Origin of the sequence: Pseudomonas sp. QTF5, assembly GCF_000512695.2 — a bacterium.
Classification (GTDB): domain Bacteria; phylum Pseudomonadota; class Gammaproteobacteria; order Pseudomonadales; family Pseudomonadaceae; genus Aquipseudomonas.
Window position 1 is genome coordinate 1 of sequence record NZ_AZRW02000028.1, and the last position, 21,566, is coordinate 21,566.

Here is a 21,566-nt window from a genome sequence, read left to right on the forward strand (position 1 = left end):
CGTGAGAACCGAAAATAATGTCCAAAATTACTGGACCAGATCAGCTTGCTCGCGAAAGCGGTGGATCATTCACCGCAAATCTCAACGCCGCTCCTGATTCCTCGGCCAGCTCAAACTGAAACAGGCTCCCCCCAGGTTTTTGCTCTTGCCGATCAGCGCTCGCCCGTCATGCCAATGGATAATTCGCCGCACGATCGACAACCCCAACCCGTGCCCGCCCGAGGCGCGGGTGCGGCTGTCATCGAGGCGCAGGAACGGGGTGAAGATTTTCTCCCAGGCCGTTTCAGGTACGCCCGGCCCGTCATCCTCGACATCCACCCGACAGCGCTGCTGCCCCACCTGATAACTGACGGTCACCCGTGAATGAGCGTGGCGCATGGCGTTGCTCACCAGGTTCTGCAACGCCCGGTGCAAGTAGCGCGGCTCGGCCTCGACCCAGGCGCCGTCGCAATCGGCGGCCGACAGGCACAAGCCGCGCTGCACCGTGATCTCGGCGCGCAGTGGCGCCAGTTCTTCGATCACCTGATTGACCAACGCATCCAGATCGATGCGTTGAAAATTCAGTGCCGGTGAGCCCTGTTCCAGACGGGCATAGGTGAGCATCTCGTCGACTAGCCGATCAAGGTCCTCAATGTCGTGGTCCATCCCTTCGCGGTACTTCTCCAGCGACTCAGGCGTGGTGGCCGAACCGATCATCTCCAGACCAAAACGCAAACGCGCGACCGGTGTGCGCAGTTCATGAGACACGGCACGCACCAGTTCTCGCTGAATCGCCAACAATTGCTGCAAGTGCTCGGCCATGCCGTTGAACGCCGAGGCCAGGCGCCCCACCGAGTCCGCGCCGCGTGCCGGCACGCGGGTTTCCAGACTGCCCTGGGCGATCCGTGTGGCGGCGGCTTCCAGCCCGCGCAAACGGCGTTCGAGTTGACGCACCAACAGATAGACAATCAAACCGATCAGGCTCAGGCCAAGGGCCGCGATCAGCACCAGCCACTCGGGCGGGTAAGGATTCATCTGATACAGCGGGCCGATTTCCAGCACCCACGGCGTACCGACCATGCCGGCAAACACCCGGATCGAATCACCGCCCTTGCCCAACGCCATTACCGTGTCGCCTTCGGACACGCGGCGGCTCTGGTCTTCGTCCATGTCAGCCTGATCGACCGTGACCAATTGCAGATCAAAGCCGAAACCCTTCTCTTCCTTTAACTGCGCCAGACGTTTGGGCTGCTCGGCCACTGGGTAGCGCACCAGTTCATCGGCCAGCAGATAAATGGTCGCCCGCGCCAGTTGTTCGCTGATCTGCTGGACTTCCCCCGTGAGCACCAGTTGTTCCTTGTCGCTGACCAAACGGTAAACCTTTGCCGCGTGCGGGCCGGTCTGCTCCACCAGTGCCTGACCGCGCAGCACGCGGGTGCGCTGGGTCAGGTCGAGGTCAGTCTGGGGGAACGTCTTTAGCGCCAACGGAATCCCGAGCAAGCGCTCCCACACCAGCAAGGCCCGATGGCGCTCGGTTTCGTTCATCGGTTGCAGGTTGTCGGCCATCAACGAGAACGTGCCGTGGGCCAGGCGCTCACGGTACTGCTCGCTACGCACCTGATTAAGCAAGTGCAAGGCCAGTACGCCGAGCACGGCCACCAGAATCAGCGCCGCGCACATGCCGCCATAAATGCGCAGGAAGATCGAGTTCACAACGACAAGTCTGCGCAGGCTTCGGGAACGAACAGATAGCCTTTGCTGCGGATGGTTTTGATCAGCCGCGGATGCTCCGGGTCATCGCCGATCTTGGGGCGGATGCGCGAAATGCGCACGTCGATGGAACGGTCCTGGCCGTCATAACCGATACCGCGCAGCGCGGTGAATATTTCTTCGCGAGACAGAATGCGCCCGGCGTTGGCCACCAGCAGCCAGAGCAAATCGAACTCGGCACTGGTCAACTCGATGCCTTTGTCATGCAGCCAGGCCTCGCGCAACGCGTTGTCCACCACCAGCGGACCGAACTGCAGGCGCCGTTGTTTTTCCGGAGCGGTTTCAGGGGCTTCACTGCGCCGCAACAAGGCCTGGATGCGCGCCAGCAGCAGGCGTGGGCGAACCGGTTTGCACACGTAGTCGTCGGCGCCCAGGTCGAGGCCGAGGATTTGATCGGTGTCATCGGTGCGCGCGGTGAGCATCAGGATCGGGCCGTCATACTTGTCGCGAACCTTGCGGCAAATGCTCAAGCCATCTTCGCCCGGGAGCATCAGGTCGAGGATCACCAGGTCCGGTTTTTCCTTGATGATGCGTGCCGCGGCGAGGGCGCCGTTGCCCTCGATCGACACGCGCAGGCCGTTGGCTTCCAGGTAATCGCGGGTCAGTTCGGCCAGACGCTGGTCGTCTTCGACAATCAATACCTGCCAGGCTTCTTGCTCCACGATGACCTCTGCTGCCAACACCACTGATAAGGAAGGATCCGCCCATCTTTTTGTAATGATTGGGGAGGATAAGAATGCATCTGCACTGGCCGATTGTATAAACGTCGCACGCCTGGAACACAAGCCGGTAAATACGTTCGGATACAACGGTTTTTTGTGATAGGGTTCGCGCCCTTAAAAATCCGGCCGGGCGTTTTCGATCTTTGAAAATCGATGAAAAAAGGTCCGATCCCGCAGCGTCGCGGCTTACACGCTCGTTCCACCTTTCACACACAATTTACGCACAGGTTTATCCACAGGTAGTACGTTGCAATCCCCCCCTAAAACGCATTATCTTGTACCTCGGCGCTAAAAAAACCCTACATGTAGGGTTTTTCGCAAAAAAACCAAACACAATTCAGACCAGAAACTCAAGCGCTTTTATTGCCTCTTTCTGGTTGAACCAAACGTATTTTCGAAAGACCAAACCGCACCTGCGGATGGCGACCGTTTTTCAGATCTGAATGGCGAAAACGGTACGGGTGTTGCAGTCCAGAACTGTCGCCCCGAAGGAACTCCGGTTTCAGGCCCAGCGCGTGAAACCAAAGACTTCGGCATGGAAGCGGCATCAATGGCCTTCTTCCTACTGTCCCGAAGTCGTTATGCCCGGCGCTCGCCGGTTGTAGTGCTTCAGGACGGAACGGTGGGCACCGTGATGGTGCCCAAACAAACATAGAGAACGTGGAGACACCCATGCAAACCGACACAACTCGCGAGAACCCGCAGGGCACCTTGCCGCAGGCCGCCGATTCGAATTCGGATCTGTCCGCCACCGCGCCTGGCCAGCTGCGCGTGATCAAGCGTAACGGGACTGTCGTTCCTTACACCGATGACAAAATCACCGTCGCCATCACCAAAGCGTTTCTTGCAGTTGAGGGCGGCACCGCTGCCGCTTCGTCGCGCATCCACGACACCGTTGCCCGCCTGACCGAACAAGTCACCGCAACCTTCAAGCGTCGCATGCCATCGGGCGGCACCATCCACATCGAAGAAATCCAGGACCAGGTCGAACTGGCGCTGATGCGTGCCGGCGAGCAGAAAGTGGCGCGCGACTACGTGATCTACCGTGACGGTCGTTCGAAAGAGCGCGCCGCCCACGCACCGGTCGAAGCAGCGGTACAGGCTCACCCGTCGATCCGCATCACCCGCGCTGATGGCAGCCTTGCACCTCTGGACATGGGTCGCCTGAACACCATCGTCACCGAAGCGTGCGAAGGTCTTGCAGAAGTTGACGGCGACCTGATCCAGCGCGAAACCCTGAAGAACCTGTACGACGGCGTGGCCCTGACCGACGTCAACACCGCTCTGGTGATGACCGCCCGTACGCTGGTCGAGCGTGAGCCGAACTACTCGTTCGTGACCGCCCGCCTGCTGATGGACACCCTGCGTGCCGAAGGTCTGAACTTCCTGGGCGTCGCCGAGAGCGCGACTCACCACGAAATGGTCGACCTGTACGCCAAGGCGCTGCCGGCGTACATCGCCAAAGGTATCGAATTCGAATTGCTGAACCCGGTTCTGGCGTCCTTCGACCTGGAAAAACTCGGCAAGGCGATCAACCACGAGCGCGATCAGCAGTTCACGTACCTGGGCCTGCAAACCCTGTACGACCGTTACTTCATCCACAAGGACGGTATCCGCTTCGAACTGCCGCAGATTTTCTTCATGCGCGTGGCCATGGGCCTGGCAATCGAAGAGAAGAACAAAGAAGACCGTGCGATCGAGTTCTACAACCTGTTGTCGTCCTTCGACTACATGTCTTCGACTCCGACCCTGTTCAACGCCGGCACCCTGCGTCCACAGCTGTCGAGCTGCTACCTGACCACCGTGCCGGATGACCTGTCGGGCATCTACCACGCGATCCACGACAACGCCATGTTGTCGAAATTCGCTGGCGGCCTGGGCAATGACTGGACGCCGGTTCGTGCGCTGGGTTCGTACATCAAGGGCACCAACGGCAAATCCCAGGGCGTTGTACCGTTCCTGAAAGTAGTGAACGACACCGCCGTCGCCGTTAACCAGGGTGGCAAGCGCAAAGGCGCTGTCTGTGCTTACCTGGAAACCTGGCACATGGACATCGAGGAGTTCATCGAACTCCGCAAGAACACCGGTGATGACCGTCGTCGTACCCACGACATGAACACCGCCAACTGGATCCCTGACCTGTTCATGAAGCGCGTCTTCGATGACGGCCCGTGGACCCTGTTCTCGCCATCCGAAGTTCCGGACCTGCACGACCTGACCGGCAAGGCTTTCGAAGAGCGTTACGAGTACTACGAAGCCCTGTCCCAGTACCCAGGCAAGATCAAGCTGTTCAAGACCATTCAGGCCAAAGACCTGTGGCGCAAAATGCTGTCGATGCTGTTTGAAACCGGCCACCCATGGCTGACCTTCAAAGACCCGTGCAACCTGCGCAGCCCGCAGCAGCACGTGGGCGTGGTTCACAGCTCGAACCTGTGCACCGAGATCACCTTGAACACCAACAAGGACGAAATCGCCGTTTGCAACCTGGGCTCGATCAACCTGCCGAACCACATCGTCGACGGCAAGCTGGACACCGCCAAGCTGGAACGCACCGTGAACACCGCCGTGCGCATGCTCGATAACGTTATCGACATCAACTACTACTCGGTGCCACAAGCGAAGAACTCCAACTTCAAGCACCGTCCGGTCGGTCTGGGCATCATGGGCTTCCAGGACGCTTTGTACCTGCAGCACATCCCTTACGGTTCCGACGCTGCCGTCGAGTTCGCCGACAAGTCGATGGAAGCGGTCAGCTACTACGCGATCCAGGCTTCCTGCGACCTGGCTGACGAGCGCGGCGCCTACGAGACGTTCCAGGGTTCGCTGTGGTCCAAAGGCATCCTGCCGCTGGATTCGCAACAGATCCTGATCGAGCAACGTGGTCAGCAGTACATCGACGTCGACCTGAACGAAACCCTGGACTGGGCACCGGTTCGCGCCCGTGTGCAGAAAGGCATTCGTAACTCCAACATCATGGCCATCGCACCGACCGCGACCATCGCCAACATCACTGGCGTGTCGCAGTCGATCGAACCGACTTACCAGAACCTCTATGTGAAATCGAACCTGTCGGGCGAATTCACCGTGATCAACCCGTACCTGGTTCGCGACCTGAAAGCTCGCGGTCTGTGGGACTCGGTCATGATCAACGACCTGAAGTACTACGACGGTTCGGTACAGCAGATCGAGCGCATCCCGCAAGAACTCAAGGAGCTCTACGCGACGGCGTTCGAAGTGGACACCAAGTGGATCGTTGACGCGGCAAGCCGTCGTCAGAAGTGGATCGACCAGGCTCAGTCCCTGAACCTGTACATCGCTGGCGCTTCGGGCAAGAAGCTGGACGTGACCTATCGCATGGCCTGGTACCGTGGTCTGAAAACCACTTACTACCTCCGTGCCCTGGCCGCGACCAGCACCGAGAAGTCGACCATCAACACCGGTAAGCTGAACGCTGTTTCCAGCGGCGGCAACCACGGTGACGATTCAGTCCTGGCCGCTCCGGCCGGTCCAGCTCCAGTGCCGAAGGCTTGCGCCATCGACGAGCCGGATTGCGAAGCTTGCCAATAAGCTGAGCGGGTGAGCGCTGAAAGGCGCTTACCTCGACAACCCCCGATCAGTCCTCTGGATTGGTCGGGGGTTTTCTTTTGCCTTGAGAAATGTGGTCCCAGCTGCTCGCGATGAGGCCAATACAGACAACCACGATGTCAGTGCCTGAGACAAATCCAGGCCATAAAAAAGCCCCTCTTGCGAGGGGCTCTTTGTGAAGCGCTATCCGCTAACCAGCATCAGGTCATCTGAATGATGGTCTGCATGATGGTGCTCTGGGTGGAGATGGTCTTGGCGTTCGCCTGATAGTTGCTCTGCGCCTTGATCAGCTCGACCAATTCGTTGGTCAGGTTGACGTTGGACTCTTCCAGAGAGTTGGACACGATCGAACCCAGCGTACCGGTCTCCGGCGCATCGACACCCGCCACACCCGAGGAAAAGGTTTCTTTCCAGCGAGTACCGCCCACTGGCTGCAAACCTTGCTCGTTGGCGAAGCTGGCTACCGCAACCTGACCGATGGCCTTGGTTTGCTGGTTGCTGAAGTTGGCAGTCATGACGCCGCTGGCGTCGATGGTCAGGCTGGAGATCTGGCCGGTGGCGTAGCCGTCCTGGTATTGGGCGGTACGAGTGGTTGCCGAGTTATAGGACGTGGTCAGCGCCATGTTGAAGGCGATACCGTCAGCAGCTGCATCGGAACCATTCGGGCCCCAGGTCACAGGGGTCGTTGTGGCGTCAGTGATAACGCCGGGGATCCAGTCGTCCATGGTCAAGGTGGTACCGTCTGTACCTAGCGTCCAGCCTGTCCCTGCGGTAATCGTGTCGATGCTACCGTCGGAATTGAAGGTAATATCTGCCTCGCTAGGCGTCAGGGTGGTGCTAGCCGGATCGCTCGGCGTGCGACCATCCATGTAGGTATAAATCGTCCATGCGTTTACGTCCGTCTTGACGTAATACTGATCCATGGTGTGTTCATTACCCTGGGTGTCATAGACCTTGGTGGAAATGGTCTTGTTGTAGCTGTTGGTATCGGTCGGGCTGAACGTCGTCACGGTCGGCAAATCTTCAGCCGAATTCAGGTTCATCGTCTGATCGACTCTGGTGGTCGCGTTCGGCTTGAGAGCCGACGTATCAATCTTCAAATCAGTCAACACGCCGTTGATGATCTTGCCGTTGGAGTCGACGCCATAACCTTGCAAACGGTTGCCGTTGTTATCGACCACATAGTTTTCGGCATCGGTCTTGAACGCACCGGCACGGGTGTAGCTCAGGGAACCGTTGTCGCTGAGGATGAAGAAACCGCCGCCCTGGATGCCCATGTCCAGCACGTTGCCGGTGTTGTTCACATCGCCCTGGCTGAACTGCTGGGAGACGTTGGCCAGACGCACGCCGTTACCGATGGTCTTGCTGCCGGTACCCAGGCGAGTGGCCGAGTACACGTCTTCGAATTCTGCACGGGACGATTTGAAACCGGTGGTTGCGACGTTGGCGATGTTGTTTCCGGTCACGTCCAGTTGTTTGTTGGCTGCATAGAGACCGCTAAGGCCGATATTGAAAGACATATTCCACTCCTTTGTGCCGGGTTAGTCGGCTCTATATACCAATGGTTTCTACTTTGGACAGGGCAACGCTGCCCAGGCCAGCCAGGTTCAGCATCAACTCACCGCCGGTCTGGCTGATGGTCACGCTGTTGACCGTTGCCGGCAGGTACGTAATCAGTGAGGTGTTCGTGCCGTCGATGGTGGTCGTCGCGCCGAAGGTGTAGGTACCCGCCGGTGCCACCGCGCCCGCATCGTCCTTGCCGTCCCAGATGAAACTGGCGTTACCAGCACTTTGACTGCCCATCTCGAGAGTACGGATGGTCTTGCCTTCCAAGTTGGTGATCTTGACGGTGGCGGCGGAAACCGAGGTTGGCACCACGACGGTCCCGTTGAGGCTTTTGGAGGTGTCGACCACGGCTTTGTCGGTCTGCGCGATGACCGAACGACCCACCAGCGAAGAAGCCTGCAAGGCTTGCGACGAGTTGTAGCTGCTGGCAAGGCCGGTCACCGTGTCGTTCAGCGTGGTGATGCCTTCCAGGCTACTGAACTGCGCCAGCTGTGCCACGAACTCGCTGTTGTCCTGAGGATCGAGCGGGTTCTGGTTTTTCAGCTGAGTCACCAGCAGTTGCAGGAACGCGTCCTTGCCCAGTTCCTGGCCGCCGGTAGCGGCCGAGGTCAGGCTGTCAGTGGTCGTAGAGGTAGTGGCCGTGACCGAAGAGTTGGCCAGAACATCGCTAATAACGCTCATATGAATCGCCCCTTATCACTGACCGAGGGTCAGGACCTTCTGCATCATGGTTTTGGCGGTGTTCATCATTTCGGCGTTGGTCTGGAACGAACGGCTCGCGGAAATCATGTCGGCCATTTCTTCGACGACGTTGACGTTCGGGTAGTAGACGTAGCCCTTGCCATCGGCGGCCGGATGGTTCGGCTCGTAGCGCGCTTCAAGGTTGCTCTGGTCTTCGACCACGCCCAGCACTTGCACGCCTTGACCGGCGGCGTCCTGGTTCTGGAACAGCGAATCGCTGCCGCCGCTCTGGCCGCCCTGGAACATGGTGGCGAACACCGGGTGACGGGCACGGTAGGTCTGGTCGATGCTCGACGAGACGGTCTCGGCGTTGGCGATGTTCGAGGCCACGGTGTTCAGGCGCGTGGTTTGCGCACTCATGCCGCTACCGGCAATGTTGAAAACACTGGATAGAGACATGGATTACTCTCCGCGCAGGGCTGATACCAGCCCTTTGAATTTACTGTTGAGCAGGGTGAAGCTGGCCTGAAAGTTGACCGCGTTTTCCGCGTAGTTCGACTGTTCAAGCTGGGCGTCCACGGTGTTCTGGTCGATCGACGGTTGCATCGGTGTGCGATACATCAGCGACTCGTCGCCATTGCCCAGGCCTTCAGATTCGATGTGACGGCTGTTGGTCATGTTCAAGGCGAACTTGCCGTTTTTGGTTTTCTCGTTTTGCTCGGCGAGCACTTTCGAGAAGTCCAGATCCCGAGCCTTGTAGTTCGGGGTGTCGGCGTTGGCGATGTTGTTGGCCAGGACTTCGGCACGCTGAGCGCGGAAGCCCAGGGCTTGTTCGTGGATACCGAGCGCTTTATCGAAGCTGATGCTCATGCCGGGAAACCTTCGGGTGACCTGATTTTTCGTACGATGGATATAGCAAGCGCCGTGCCAATTAAAAAAAGCCCGTAAACCGGGGCTTTGCGGGCAGGGGCAAGGCGGCAATGCCAGAAAAGCGGCAACCGATTTCCGCCGCCTGCCGCTTTTCTGCCGCTTATCACGGTCGAAAGAACACCATCTCCCCCTTGTGGGAGCGGGCTTGCTCGCGAAGGCGTCGTGTCAGTCGACATCAGCTTTGACTGGCACACCGCTTTCGCGAGCAAGCCCGCTCCCACAGGGGATTGAGGTGAAGTCGAAGGAATTTGGCAGGCACAAAAAAACGGGAGCCCCTAAGGACTCCCGTTTTTTGGTGACGCCAACGAATCACTTCGCCTTGTAAATGATCCCCGGGCTGCACTGGACCATCTGGTAATGATCCGGCAAACCGTTCAACGCTTCGGACGCGCCAAGGAACAGATAACCACCCGGCTTCAGCGTGCTGTGAATGCGCAACAGGATGTCTTTCTTCACCTCGGCGGAGAAGTAGATCAGCACGTTGCGGCAGAACACGATGTCGAACTTGCCCAGGCTCGCGTAGCTGTCCAGCAGGTTGAACGAGCGAAATTCCACCCGACTCTTGATCGGTGCCTTGATGGCCCAACGTCCCGGCCCTTTCGGGTCGAAGTAACGCTGAAGGCGCTCGGGCGACAGACCGCGGCCGATGGCCAGGCTGTCGTACTCGCCGGTCTTGCAGTTGGTCAGCATGGTGCCGGACAGATCCGTGGCAACGATCTGCACACCCATCTTCAACTGCCCCATGTTGACCCGCTCGAACTCATCGATGGACATCGACAGCGAATACGGTTCCTGGCCCGACGAACACGCTGCCGACCAGATCCGCAGGCGCTGGCCGGGGCTGGCCTTGATCGCTTCAGGCAATACCTTGTTCTTCAAGACCTCAAACGGATAGGTGTCACGAAACCACAGGGTTTCGTTGGTGGTCATGGCATCCACCACCATCTCGCGCAAACCGCTGCGCGGCTGGGTCTGGATGCGCTGAACCAGCTCCCCCAGCGATTTGATGCCTTGCTGTTCCATCAGTTTGTTGAGACGGCTCGAGACCAGGTATTGCTTGTTTTCACCGAGCAAAATGCCACAGGCTTTTTCCAGGAAGACCCGGAACTGTTCGAAATCCAAATTACCCGTAGACAATGATGCAGCCTCTTAAATCGTGTTAACCGCCAAGGGCAAAGCGCCCCTAGCTGATATCTGCTGCTTTGATCCGGTCGACTACCCGGGATGCCAGGTCATCAGGACGGAACTTGGCCAGGAAGTCATCGGCACCGACTTTCTTGACCATCGCCTGATTGAACACGCCCGACAACGAAGTGTGCAGGATGATATGAAGCTTTTGCATGCGCGGGTCGGCGCGGATCTCGGCTGTCAGGGTGTACCCGTCCATCTCCGGCATCTCGATGTCGGAGATCATCATCAGGAACTCGTCTTCCGGCTTCTTGCCCTCGTCGACCAGCTTGCGCAGGTAGTCCAGCGCTTGCCGGCCGTCGTTCAACGCCACCACTTCGACGCCGATCGTTTGCAGGCAACGGGTCACCTGCTTGCGCGCCACCGATGAGTCATCGACCGTCAGCACGCGCAAGGACAACGCCTTGTGCTGAGTCTCGACATCCACCACGCCCACCGAAATGGCTTCCGGTGTCGGCGCCACTTCCGCCAGCACCTTCTCGACGTCGATGATTTCGACTAACTGATTGTCGACCCGAGTCACCGCCGTCAGGTAGTGATCGCGCCCTGTGCCCTTGGGTGGCGGATGAATCTCCTCCCAGTTCATGTTGACGATGCGCTCCACCGACCGAACCAGGAAACCCTGTGTCTTGGTGTTGTACTCCGTGATGATCACGAAGGGATTGCTCTGATCTTTCAACGCACCGGCACCGGTCGCCATCGCCAGATCCAGAATCGGAATGGTCGCCCCCCGAATATTCGCCACACCGCACACGACAGGACTGGACTTGGGCATCAGGGTCAGCTTGGGGCATTGCAGCACCTCGCGAACCTTGAACACGTTGATCCCATACAGCTGCTGGCCGTCGAGACGGAACAACAACAGCTCAAGGCGATTCTGCCCTACCAGTTGCGTGCGCTGGTTCACCGAATCCATTACACCAGCCATGCCCAGACTCCTACTACCAACGCTAAGTGTGTTGCGACGCACATTCATCACTAAACGGCACGGCGCTTGCTTTTTAACTCTTATGAACACAGAACCGACATTTTTCCGACGCCTTGCATCAACCTCCCGCAGATTACTTTGTGCGATGTCGGCCGTTTGCCTGTTCAACGCTGGCAGCCCTGCCCTTGCTGACGCGGTTACCTTGCCTGACATGCTTATCGGCGTCACTCAGGGCTTTCTTGAATTCACCGTAGAAGACTATTTGGCCACGAGTCAAACGCAAGGACGCTACGAGATCGAGGTCAACCAGCTTGATCCGCGCCTGCGCATGCCTATGTGCGACAAGGAATTGACAGCCACCCTCGAGAGCCCGGCGAGGCCTCTGGGCCGAGTCACGGTCAAGGTTCGCTGCGACAGCGCCTCCCCCTGGACAGTCTTCGTACCCGCTCAAGTACGGCTGTTTCGCGACATCGTGACCACCACCCGCCCCCTCAAGCGCACCGGGATTATCGAGCCTCAGGACGTGACCCTGCGCGAGCGCGATATCAGTCTGATAAATCAGGGCTTTCTGACCTCCGTCGATCAGGCGATCGGACAAAAACTTACCCGACCAATGGTCGCTGATCAGATCATTACCCTGGTGCACCTTGAACAGGCGGAAGTGATTCGCAAGGGCGATCAGGTGGTGATTACCGCCCGCAGTGGTACGCTCAGTGTGCGTATGCCGGGTGAAGCGCTGTCCAACGGCGGCATGAGCGAACAGATTCGTGTGAAAAACCTTAACTCCCAGCGGGTCATCAAGGCGCAAGTCACCGCGCCCGGCCAGGTGGAAGTTTCTATGTAAGCGGCCATGCAGGGCTCTCGGCCCCCCGAAGATATGGCGCGCCACTCGGCTGTTGCCTAAACTGTGCCGCATGCAGGACGCGCGCTGGCGCATGCGCGCTCATTGATAAATGGGCCTAAAGTTTTCCGGGAGAGAGCCGAAAACATGGCAAGCGTCCAAATACCCAGAGGTTTTTTGTCATGGTCATCGATTTCAGTCGTTTAAACAGCTCCTCGTCACTTACGGGCAGTACACGTACCAGCGCCGCGAAGGAAACCGCCGAAACCGGCCAATCCGCGCCGCTGAATACCCCGGCCGAACAGGCCAGTACCACCAAAAGCGGGGAATCGGTACACCTCAGCGATGAGGCTCAACAGTTGCAGAAGGTCACTGACAAGCTGCGCGATCAGCCTGCCGTCGACAACGCCCGCGTGGCCGAGTTGAAAGCAGCGATTGCCGATGGCAGCTATAAAGTCGACAGCAACCGTGTAGCCAGCAAACTGCTCAACTTCGAAGCCCAGCGCTAGGCCACCGCCCGCGCCAGGCTTTTGGACGCTTAAAACCCAAGGCCAGCCATGCACGACACTAATTTACTGCAACTGATCATCGACGACTTTGCCCCGGCGCAACACCTGCTAGAGCTCCTGCAAACCGAGTCCCTCGCGCTGCACGGTCGCGACATGCCGCTGCTCGAAGACATTCTGGCGCAGAAACAGGCATTGATCATTTTGCTCGAACAGCATGGCCGCAAGCGCAGTGAAATCCTCGCCAGCCTCAACCTGCCGACCAATCGCCAGGGCCTGGAGCAACTTGCCAGCCATTCGAGCATTGGCGATCAGTTGCTGGCACAGAGCGACGTACTGACTGACCTTCTGGCCCGGTGCCAGGCCACCAATGCCAACAATGGCCAGTCGATTCTGGTACAGCAGGCCGCCACGGCCAACCAGCTGAAAATCCTCACCGGCGGCGAGCCGCCAGCGCTCTACGATGCCCGCGGTTCAACCTCCAGGCTCGCAAAACCACGCCCGCTCAGTCAGGCTTGAGCCTTTCAATGAGCGCGCTCTATCAAGACGCGAAACATGCTGGCAGAATGCTGGCAAGTAGTCATATTTGTCTGGAGATTGATACCCCGTGTTCAATGCCTTAAGCGCGGAAGATGCTCCGCAGCCACCCAAGGTGCTCACCACGCCCCTGGAAATCTCCAGCAATCTGCGTCAGCTGCAAGACAGCCATGACCCGCTGATCATCACGTTCCATGAGCGCAGCCAGCGCTTCCAGAGTTATCTGGTGGACGTCGACCGTGACAGCAACATGATTGCCCTGGACGAAATGATCCCGCGCGATGGCGAACGCTTTCTGTTGGCCGGCGAACCGTTCAAGGTCGAAGGCTTCCACGAAGGCGTACGCATCGCTTGGGAAAGCAATGGTCAGCTGACCATCGACGAATCCGGCGATGGCCGCTGCTACCGTGGCACGCTGCCCGATGAGGTGGTTTACCACCAGCGCCGCAATGCTTTCCGCGCCGCGTTGAAGCTGGCGCAACTGGTGAATGTCGAACTGGGCGGTGACAAACTCAAGTCGCCCATCAACGGCAAACTGCTGGACATCTCCGCCACCGGCTGCAAGTTACGCTTCGAGGGTGACATCACCGCCAGGCTGCAACTGGGCCAGGTCTACGACCGCTTCGTCGCCGCCCTGCCCTTCGGCAGCATGACGGCACCCGTCGAGCTGCGTTACCTGCACTTCGAAGAGAAGATCAACACCACCTTCGCCGGCGTGCGTTTTCACAACATGAGCGGCTTGGTGCAACGGCAGGTCGAGCGGTTCGTCTATCAGCTTCAGCGCGAAGCGCGGCGCTTCGATAAAGACGACTTCTGATACGCCACTCCCGTAAAAAACGGGCAGTCCCTTGCGGTGACTGCCCGTTTTATGCCTTGATCAAGGCCTCGCTTCGGTAAAGCTTTGTTCACGAGCCGTGTCAGGGTCTTCTGGTTCCGAATCTGTTTCAGGCGCTGATTCGGGCTCGGCATCCGGATTGAAATCAGCCTCCGGGTTGACCGGATTCTGCATCTGATCCTGCACCACCTGCTCATCGACACGCGGGTCAAGGCAAACCACCAGCGGCGAACTCGACATGCTGTCCGGCATGGCCACGTGATGCAGCGGAGCATCGTCCACCTGATGCAGGTTGGTAACGGCTTTCGGGCGGATTCGCCACACCAGCACCAAGGCGAAGAAACTGAAGAAGGCATACAGCATCTGGCTGCCGAACAACTTCATCAGCACCCCGGCCACCAGCGGCCCGATACTCGCGCCGACACCGTAGGTCACCAGCAACATCGCCGTCAGCGACACCCGGCGATCACCCTCTACGTGGTCGTTGGAGAACGCCACCGCCAACGGGTACAGGCAGAACTGCACCAACGAACAGAAAAACCCGGCGATGAACAGCACCTCCAGCGGCACCTGCTGCATGATTGCCAGCGGCAACGCAGCCAGCGCCAGGCTGAACGCGAAGCAGCGGATCAACAGCGCCCGGTCATAGCGGTCCGACAGCCAACCCAACGGCCACTGCACCACCAGGCCGGCAAAAATGCAGCTACCCATGAACAGACCAACCTGTTCGGTGGACAGCCCTTGCTGCGAGGCATACAGCGGCGCCAGACCGTAGAACGAACCGACGATCAAACCCGAACCCAACACCGTACTCAGTGACTGCGGCACGCGCTTGATGAAGAACCGTGGTTCCATCGGCGCCGGGTGCAAAGGCGCCGGGTGAATCCGCCGCGTCAGGGCCACCGGCACCAGGCACAGGGCGAAACACAGAGCGACCAGCATCAGCAGTTCCAGGCCCAGGCCGGGGTGCATGACCAGAATCAGTTGACCCAACACCAACCCCAGATACGAGGCGATCATGTAGCCGCTGAACACCACGCCACGCTGCTTGGCTTCTGCCTGCTCATTGAGCCAGCTTTCGATCACCATGTATTGGCACATCATGCCCAGGCCGACGATCACCCGCAAAAACAGCCACGCGGGCAGCCAGTCCACCAAACCATGGCCCAGCACTGCCGCGCCGACAATCCCGGCGCAGGCTGAATAAGCTCGAATATGCCCGACCCGGGCAATCAACCGGTGGCCGATCTTGCCGCCCAACACCAGGCCGAAATAGTTGGCCGCCATCAACGCACCGACCCACAGGCTGTCGACGTTATCGGCCGCCAGGCGCAGGGCAAGGTAAGTACTCAACAGGCCCGAGCCGATCAACATCATCAGCGAGGCGAAATAAAGCCCCCGAAAAGATTTCAAGATTTGGCGCATCGGCGTTCCGAGCGGCTCCTTGCAGTGAGTATCGGGCTATCGACAAACGATAGCCCGACGGCGACGGATCGTCAGGCCTGGGCTGCTAGTACACGCCGTTCCCAGGGAGTAATTTCATCAAAGAAGCTGCTCAACTCCATGGTCTTCGAAGCGATGTAGCCTTCGATGAACTCCTTGCCGAACAGTTCCTTCGCCAATTGGCTACGTTTCAGACGTTCAAGAGCGGCATGCAAGGTACACGGCAACGAAAGATTATCCGGCACAACGAACTCACCCTGAATCGGCTCGCTCGGCTCCAGTTTGTTTTCGATGCCATACAAACCCGCGGCCAGGCTCGCGGCGATCGCCAGATACGGATTGGCATCAGCCCCCGGCAAGCGGTTTTCGACCCGACGAGCGACCGGTGAACTGGCCGGAATGCGTAGTCCGGCCGCGCGATTGTCGTGGGACCAGCAGGCATTGTTCGGCGATGCGAAAGGATGGCACAGGCGCTGATAGGAGTTCACGTTCGGCGCAAACAGCGCGGTGAAATCCGCCAGGCCGGCCTGCTGACCACCGATAAAATGACGGAAGGTCGCGGTCGGCTCGCCGGCCTTGTCGCTGAACACGTTACGCCCGGTGCCGATCTCGACGATGCTCTGGTGAATATGCATCGAACTGCCCGGCGTGTGAGCCAACGGCTTGGCCATGCAGACCACGGTCAGGCCATGTTTGAGCGCCACTTCTTTGAGCAGATGCTTGAACAACAAGGTCTGGTCGGCCAGCAGCAACGGATCGCCATGCAGCAGGTTGATCTCGAACTGGCTGACGCCCATCTCGTGCATGAAGGTATCGCGCGGCAAGCCCAGCGCCGCCATGCATTCGTAGACTTCATTGAAGAAAGGTCGCAAGCCGTTATTGGAGCTGACGCTGAACGCCGAATGACCGTCCTCACGACGACCGTCCAGGCCCAGTGGTGGCTGGAAGGGTTGCGTCGGGTCAGGGTTGGGCGCGAAGACGAAGAACTCCAGCTCGGTCGCCACCACCGGCGCCAGCCCCAGGGCGGCGTATCGAGCGATCACGGCCTTGAGTTGGCCGCGGGTCGACAATGGCGAGCTCTCGCCAGTCAACTCGTGCGCATCACAAATGGCCAGCGCCCTAGGCTGCGAGCTCCAGGGCAAGCGGTGGATCTGCGCCGGATCAGGCACCAACGCCAGGTCGCCATCATCGCTGCCGTAAAAGCGCGCTGGCGGATAACCGCCCATGATGCATTGCAGCAGCACCCCCCGCGCCATCTGCAAACGCCGCCCTTCAAGAAATCCTTCGGCGGTCATCACCTTGCCGCGTGGTACGCCGTTCAGGTCCGGCGTGACACATTCAATCTCATCAATGCCCGTCAATCGCTGCGCGAGTGAACGATGGCCATCGGTTGTCATGACGCAATCCTTGTTGTACAAGCCGCGAACGGCGACTCGTACAAAATAGGCTCCGGCTGTTCGGAATATCAAGCAGCGTCAAACAAAAAGATATTCAGGGAAGGTAAAGGCTGAACACGCCACCGCCCAAGGGGCCGCCATTGCTGATTTCAGTGCGTCCGCCCACGCCATTGCGCTGATGCAACGCGGCAATCCGCCCGGCAAAGTACAGGCCCAGGCCGGTGCTGCCACTGCTGTGGTTGATGCCCTGCACATAATCGGCCTGACGCTCGATCATCTCGGGCGGGTAACCCTCGCCATCGTCGTTGATGGTCAGCACCAGTTGCCCGGCCTCATCGCTGACGCTGATCAACAAGGCATGGCGAGCATAGCGAATGGCGTTGTTGATGCAGTTGGCAAGCACCGAGGCAATCAGTTCCCGATCGAAGAAACCCAGCGGGCTCAACGGGTCCACTTCGTACGTCGCGATGATGCCGCGGCTGGCGAACACTTCTTGGTGAGCCGCCAGTTGCGCCTCAATGAAGTCATCCAGCTCATGGTAGGCCGGCTGCAACGGCATCTGGTTGACGCCGAGCTTATACAGCCCCAGCAACTGCACCAGCATGCCATTGAGGTGGGCGAACTCGAACTCGATCACGCCCTGCTCCGGGGTGTGCCGCTCGGGATCGGGCAAGCGCGCCAGCCATTGGCTGTGCGCCTGCATCAGCATGGCCAGTGAGTTCTTCATGTCGTGCACGGTGGAGGCGATCACCGTGGAGAAGTCGAGTGACGGTTCGCTGTCGATCATTCGCCGAACGCCTTGATTTTCAGTTTCTGGTAGCGCGGATAACGCGCGTCGGTATCGGGCATCAGGCCGACGGTTTTCAGGCAGCTGCGACATTCCTCCAGTTCGGCCGACGGCACATTGGTGTCGGTGCCATGCAGCAACGACTGCGCCATGTTCAGGGCGATACTGATGTTCTTCGGTTGCAGCGCCAGGGCTTTACGGAATACATCCCGGGCTTCCACCAGGTTGCCGGTCTTGTACACCCGCACGCCTTGCCGGTTGAGGTCGGCGGCCGCGTTACCGGAGTTGAGGATGGTCGGGTCGTCGGTCAGCTTGGCGATGCCTTTCATCACGCTCGGATCGTCGCCGTAGATTTCCGCACAGTTCTTCAGCATCGACGCGCCGGCATTCGCCTGTCCGAGCATTTGCAGCTGCTTGGCCACCAGCAGTGCCGCTTCGGCGCTCATGAACTGCTCCATGCCATCGAGGCGCATCATCGCCTGCTCGGTGAGCTTCTCGGCGGTTTCGGCATCGTTGAGCAACAGGCTGGTGGCTTTCATCAGTCGCGCACGAATCTGCAAACCGGGGTCGGAAGGGTTCTCCTTCGCCACCGCGCTCAGCGTTGTGTTGATTTCAAGGCGGGTCCGGGTGTCCAGCCCCTTCTCACTGCCTTTGCTGATCAAGGCATGGGCCAGGCCGAGGTTGCTTTCCGCATCCTTGAAACGTGACTGCGCCCCTTGGGCCACGGCCTGGCGATAGGCTTTGGAGGCCGTATCGAAATCCTCGTTGGTCATCGCCAGCTTGCCCAGCGACGCTTGCCGGCGCACCGCCAGCGGCGACAGGCGAATAGCCTCTTCCAAGACCCGCTGCGCCGCCTTGGTATCCCCTTCGGCGACCAGCACATCGGCCATGCCGTCGTAGAGGGCCGGCATCATCGGGAAGACTTTCAGGGCTTTTTCGTAAACCCCCTTGGCCTGGCTGACCTGACCGCGTTTGAACAGCAACTGGCCCAACCCGGCAAACGCCCATGGCAAAGGTCGATCAGCAATGATGCTGTCATAGAGACGCTCCAGCGCCTCATTCTGGTTCAAGTCGCGCAAGGCATCGGCGCGGTAACGCAGGCACAGCGGCGAATAACGAATGTCCTGTTTGCACAGGGCGATGCAGGCATTGAGCACTTCAACCGGTTTGCCCCGGTCAAGGGCTTGCAGGATGGGTTTGAGCAAGGTCTTGCGCTGCTCCAGGCGTTCCAGGCGCTGGGCCAGGCCGGAACGGTTGAACGGCTTGGTCAGGTAGGCATCAGGCTCGTGCTCCAATGCGCTGAGCACCATGGCCTGGCTGGTTTCGGCGGTGACCATGACAAACACACTTTCATGGCTGATCAGCTTCTCGATCATCAGGTCTTCGAGCACCTGCTGACCGTTCTTCTTGCCATCGCCCAGGTGAAAGTCCTGCAGGATGAAGTCGTAGGACTTCTGCGAGCACATGCGCAGCGCCTGTTCACCGGTATCGGCGGTGTCGACGTCCTTGACGCCCAGCTCCCGCAGCATGGACCTGACGGAACTGCGGAAATCCGAGAAATCATCGACGATCAAAAAGCTTTTTTGGTGATACGACAGCATCGAAGATTTCCAGGCAATTTAAGAAGTACAACCCAAAGGCAAGACACGGGCGAACACAGATTCGCGGCAGTTTTGGCGCGCAGATGATAGCGAGAGGCCATAGGCTATCAAGTCATTTCGCATAAACCCGTGATGACGTTTGCCGGCCGCCAGAGAGGAAAATCACAGCGACTGTTCGGGTTATCGGCCAGTAGTCGCGTTCCCTTGAAGCGGCGAGGTGACTTTGCTCAGCGCGTGGACCACTTTCGGGCTACGTAATCGCCCGAGCCTGACCGGTCACCCCAATGACAGGTTCTCCCGGTAAATCGTCGGGTGGTTGGGGCATAAAAAACCCGCCCAAGAAGATGCTCGAGACTTTTTAACTCTGAAGGCTGAAATTATTGGTGTCCCGGCGTCGGTAATCTTCAGCCAGCCCGCGCCCCGCTTGGGTTTCAGCTCTTTCAAGCCGCACCCGTATTAAGTGCCCATGGCCCCTTCGCCAAAAACAGATCGACATAATATTGACACCAAAACACCCGCCCGTCGGGATATTGGCACATCGCACTGTATCGCCGGTAATACACCTTTACAAAGCCTGACCCCACAACTAAACCACTATCAAACTGATATCAGGAAAGGCCGTATCCCGAATCAGTGCCACCCCAAACACGGCCTTATCCAGTCATTACTTCAGGAGTCCCTTCACATGGGTGCTCTCAGTCTATTGCGTGCCATGTGCAGCGCAGCTCCAGCTTCGGGCTCTCGCTCGCCCGACTTGTGCTGCGATTCGCTCCTCAAGTGCGGCGAACTTCTTCACCCCCGCGATACCAGCACTCCTCTGCCGTCGGGCCGACGATGTCCGGCACCCGCCTCGTACCGCTCCTGAACACCAGAGCGGTACAAGAACGGGACTTCGTCCTGTTAGCAGTCCTTGGCGATTCTAAAAATAAAAACGGCATTCTCGGGAGAAAGACATGGCTACTACCACAACCACCAGCGGCGGCACCGTTACTTCGCTTTCCAATACACCGCAGGCCCAGGACGACATTTTCACTACAGGTGTCATTGGCACGAGCAGCGCGGCCATCACTGAAGACCTGCTGGGAGTCGTGTACCTGGACGTCATGTCCAATGACCTGGGGGGCAACGCAAAGACACTGTGGTCACTCGATAACGCGACCAGTGTTTCTACTGCCACCAAGGTTTATGCTCCGGCCGATCTCTTGGTCCAGGACACGGGCAGAATTGAGGCGACGAGTACTGACACCAGTTTCAACGGGGCAAAGATCTGGATTACATCGGATGGAAAAGTCGGCTACGACGCCGCTACGTTGTCGACTGCGTTCAAGGCGCAACTCCAGGCGCTTGCTGGCGGAGCGTCCCTGACGGACAGCTTTACGTATGCGATTCGTCTCGGCAACGGCACCCTCAGCTGGGCCACTGCGCAGGTGCAATTCGCAGGTGCGAATGACAGTGTGACGATGAGCCTTGGCGCACAGGCCGGCACGGTAACCGAAGATGCGACCACGACGTCGAGCCCGACCGACTCGCTGAGCGCGACGGGCGTCATTGCGTTTAACGACGTGGATCTGAGTGACACGCATACCGCCTCTTTCGTGGCTGCGGGGGGCAATACCACAGCGCTGGGCAACTTCGCCCTTGCACCCGTGACTGAAGCGGCCAACGCAGCCGACGGCACCGTTAACTGGACTTATACCCTGAATAATGCGGCAGCCCAGTCCCTGGCCCAAGGGCAGACGGCTACCGAAACTTATGTGGTCACCATCAATGATGGGCATGGCTCATCGACCACGCAGAACGTGACGATCACCATCACCGGCACCAACGATCAGGTACAGATCACCAGCGGCGTACAGGCCGGCGATGCCGGGGAAGACAGTGGCGACTACGCGGCCAGCGGCAGCATCACTTTCACCGACGTCGACTTGATCGATACCCACAGCGTCACTGTCACGCCGGGTGCTTCCGGCTACCTGGGCAGTTTCACCACCGATCCATTGAGCGACAGCACCGGCACGGGCAGTGGTTCGCTGGGCTGGAACTTCGCGGTGAACAACGCCGCGTTGCAGTTCCTCGGTGAAGGCCAGAGCGTCACGCAAATCTATAACGTGGCGATTGGCGACGGCGCGGTGCAGACCGTGACCATCACGATCACCGGCATCAACGATCAGGTGCAGATCACCAGCGGCGTGCAGGCCGGCGATGCAGGGGAAGACAGCGGCGACTACGCAGCCAGCGGCAACATCACCTTCACCGACGTCGACCTGATC

The 21,566-nt window shown here is 58.9% G+C and carries 18 protein-coding genes; 6 read left to right on the plus strand and 12 right to left on the minus strand.

The window, feature by feature from the left end:
- Positions 1-81: 81 nt before the first annotated feature.
- Both IC37_RS20070 and IC37_RS20075 read right to left on the minus strand, forming a co-directional pair.
- Positions 82-1,692 (minus strand): ATP-binding protein, encoded by a 1,611-nt coding sequence (locus tag IC37_RS20070; RefSeq protein WP_030131816.1) that lies wholly within the window; start codon positions 1,690-1,692, stop codon positions 82-84.
- Positions 1,689-2,411: a response regulator gene (locus tag IC37_RS20075; protein WP_030131815.1), complete on the minus strand. Its 723-nt coding sequence runs from the start codon at positions 2,409-2,411 to the stop codon at positions 1,689-1,691. Before IC37_RS20075 ends, IC37_RS20070 begins: the two co-directional genes overlap by 4 nt.
- 732 nt (positions 2,412-3,143) lie before the next feature.
- Here IC37_RS20075 and IC37_RS20080 point away from each other — a divergent pair.
- Positions 3,144-6,038, plus strand: coding sequence for a ribonucleoside-diphosphate reductase subunit alpha (locus IC37_RS20080; protein WP_030131814.1), 2,895 nt, complete (start codon positions 3,144-3,146; stop codon positions 6,036-6,038).
- Positions 6,039-6,256: 218 nt separating this feature from the next.
- Here the strand turns inward: IC37_RS20080 and flgE are convergent, their stop codons facing one another.
- The 6 genes from flgE to IC37_RS20115 all read right to left on the minus strand — a co-directional run bounded on the left by flgE (position 6,257) and on the right by IC37_RS20115 (position 11,349).
- Positions 6,257-7,576, minus strand: coding sequence for a flagellar hook protein FlgE (gene flgE / locus IC37_RS20085; protein WP_030131813.1), 1,320 nt, complete (start codon positions 7,574-7,576; stop codon positions 6,257-6,259).
- Between the two features lie 31 nt (positions 7,577-7,607).
- Positions 7,608-8,303, minus strand: a complete 696-nt coding sequence (flgD, locus tag IC37_RS20090) for a flagellar hook assembly protein FlgD (protein ID WP_030131812.1) — start codon at positions 8,301-8,303, stop codon at positions 7,608-7,610.
- Positions 8,304-8,318: 15 nt separating this feature from the next.
- Positions 8,319-8,762 carry a flagellar basal body rod protein FlgC gene (gene flgC, locus IC37_RS20095; RefSeq protein ID WP_007899122.1) on the minus strand — a complete coding sequence of 148 codons (444 nt, stop codon included), beginning with the start codon at positions 8,760-8,762 and terminating at the stop codon, positions 8,319-8,321.
- Positions 8,763-8,765: 3 nt separating this feature from the next.
- A complete protein-coding gene (flgB, locus tag IC37_RS20100) occupies positions 8,766-9,173 on the minus strand; it encodes a flagellar basal body rod protein FlgB (protein WP_030131811.1) in 408 nt (135 codons plus the stop codon).
- A gap of 369 nt (positions 9,174-9,542) precedes the next feature.
- Positions 9,543-10,370, minus strand: a complete 828-nt coding sequence (cheR, locus tag IC37_RS20110) for a protein-glutamate O-methyltransferase CheR (protein ID WP_030131810.1) — start codon at positions 10,368-10,370, stop codon at positions 9,543-9,545.
- Between the two features lie 46 nt (positions 10,371-10,416).
- On the minus strand, positions 10,417-11,349 hold the full coding sequence (locus IC37_RS20115) for a chemotaxis protein CheV (RefSeq protein WP_030131809.1): 933 nt from the start codon (positions 11,347-11,349) through the stop codon (positions 10,417-10,419).
- A gap of 82 nt (positions 11,350-11,431) precedes the next feature.
- Here IC37_RS20115 and flgA point away from each other — a divergent pair, with 82 nt between their 5' ends.
- The 4 genes from flgA (at position 11,432) to IC37_RS20135 (ending at position 14,050) form a co-directional block, all read left to right on the plus strand.
- Entirely contained in the window at positions 11,432-12,193 is a 762-nt protein-coding gene (flgA, locus tag IC37_RS20120; protein ID WP_030131808.1) for a flagellar basal body P-ring formation chaperone FlgA, read from the plus strand.
- Positions 12,194-12,372: 179 nt separating this feature from the next.
- Positions 12,373-12,699, plus strand: a complete 327-nt coding sequence (gene flgM / locus IC37_RS20125; RefSeq protein ID WP_030131807.1) for a flagellar biosynthesis anti-sigma factor FlgM — start codon at positions 12,373-12,375, stop codon at positions 12,697-12,699.
- Between the two features lie 48 nt (positions 12,700-12,747).
- Positions 12,748-13,215 carry a flagella synthesis protein FlgN gene (locus IC37_RS20130; protein WP_030131806.1) on the plus strand — a complete coding sequence of 156 codons (468 nt, stop codon included), beginning with the start codon at positions 12,748-12,750 and terminating at the stop codon, positions 13,213-13,215.
- Between the two features lie 88 nt (positions 13,216-13,303).
- The gene (locus IC37_RS20135) at positions 13,304-14,050 is read left to right on the plus strand and encodes a flagellar brake protein (RefSeq protein WP_030131805.1); all 747 of its coding nucleotides are present in this window, start codon (positions 13,304-13,306) and stop codon (positions 14,048-14,050) included.
- Between the two features lie 60 nt (positions 14,051-14,110).
- Here IC37_RS20135 and IC37_RS20140 read toward each other — a convergent pair whose 3' ends face one another.
- The 4 genes from IC37_RS20140 to IC37_RS20155 form a co-directional block, all read right to left on the minus strand.
- Positions 14,111-15,493 carry an MFS transporter gene (locus IC37_RS20140; protein WP_030131804.1) on the minus strand — a complete coding sequence of 461 codons (1,383 nt, stop codon included), beginning with the start codon at positions 15,491-15,493 and terminating at the stop codon, positions 14,111-14,113.
- 71 nt (positions 15,494-15,564) lie between these two features.
- Entirely contained in the window at positions 15,565-16,806 is a 1,242-nt protein-coding gene (locus tag IC37_RS20145; protein ID WP_177409417.1) for a glutamine synthetase family protein, read from the minus strand.
- 196 nt (positions 16,807-17,002) lie between these two features.
- Positions 17,003-17,695 carry a sensor histidine kinase KdpD gene (locus IC37_RS20150; protein ID WP_030131802.1) on the minus strand — a complete coding sequence of 231 codons (693 nt, stop codon included), beginning with the start codon at positions 17,693-17,695 and terminating at the stop codon, positions 17,003-17,005.
- Positions 17,692-19,296, minus strand: a complete 1,605-nt coding sequence (locus IC37_RS20155; protein ID WP_030131801.1) for a tetratricopeptide repeat-containing response regulator — start codon at positions 19,294-19,296, stop codon at positions 17,692-17,694. Before IC37_RS20155 ends, IC37_RS20150 begins: the two co-directional genes overlap by 4 nt.
- A 953-nt stretch (positions 19,297-20,249) precedes the next feature.
- Here IC37_RS20155 and IC37_RS30185 point away from each other — a divergent pair.
- Positions 20,250-21,566, plus strand: a 1,317-nt coding sequence (locus tag IC37_RS30185; RefSeq protein WP_218244348.1) for a VCBS domain-containing protein, incomplete at its 3' end; no start/stop codon positions are given.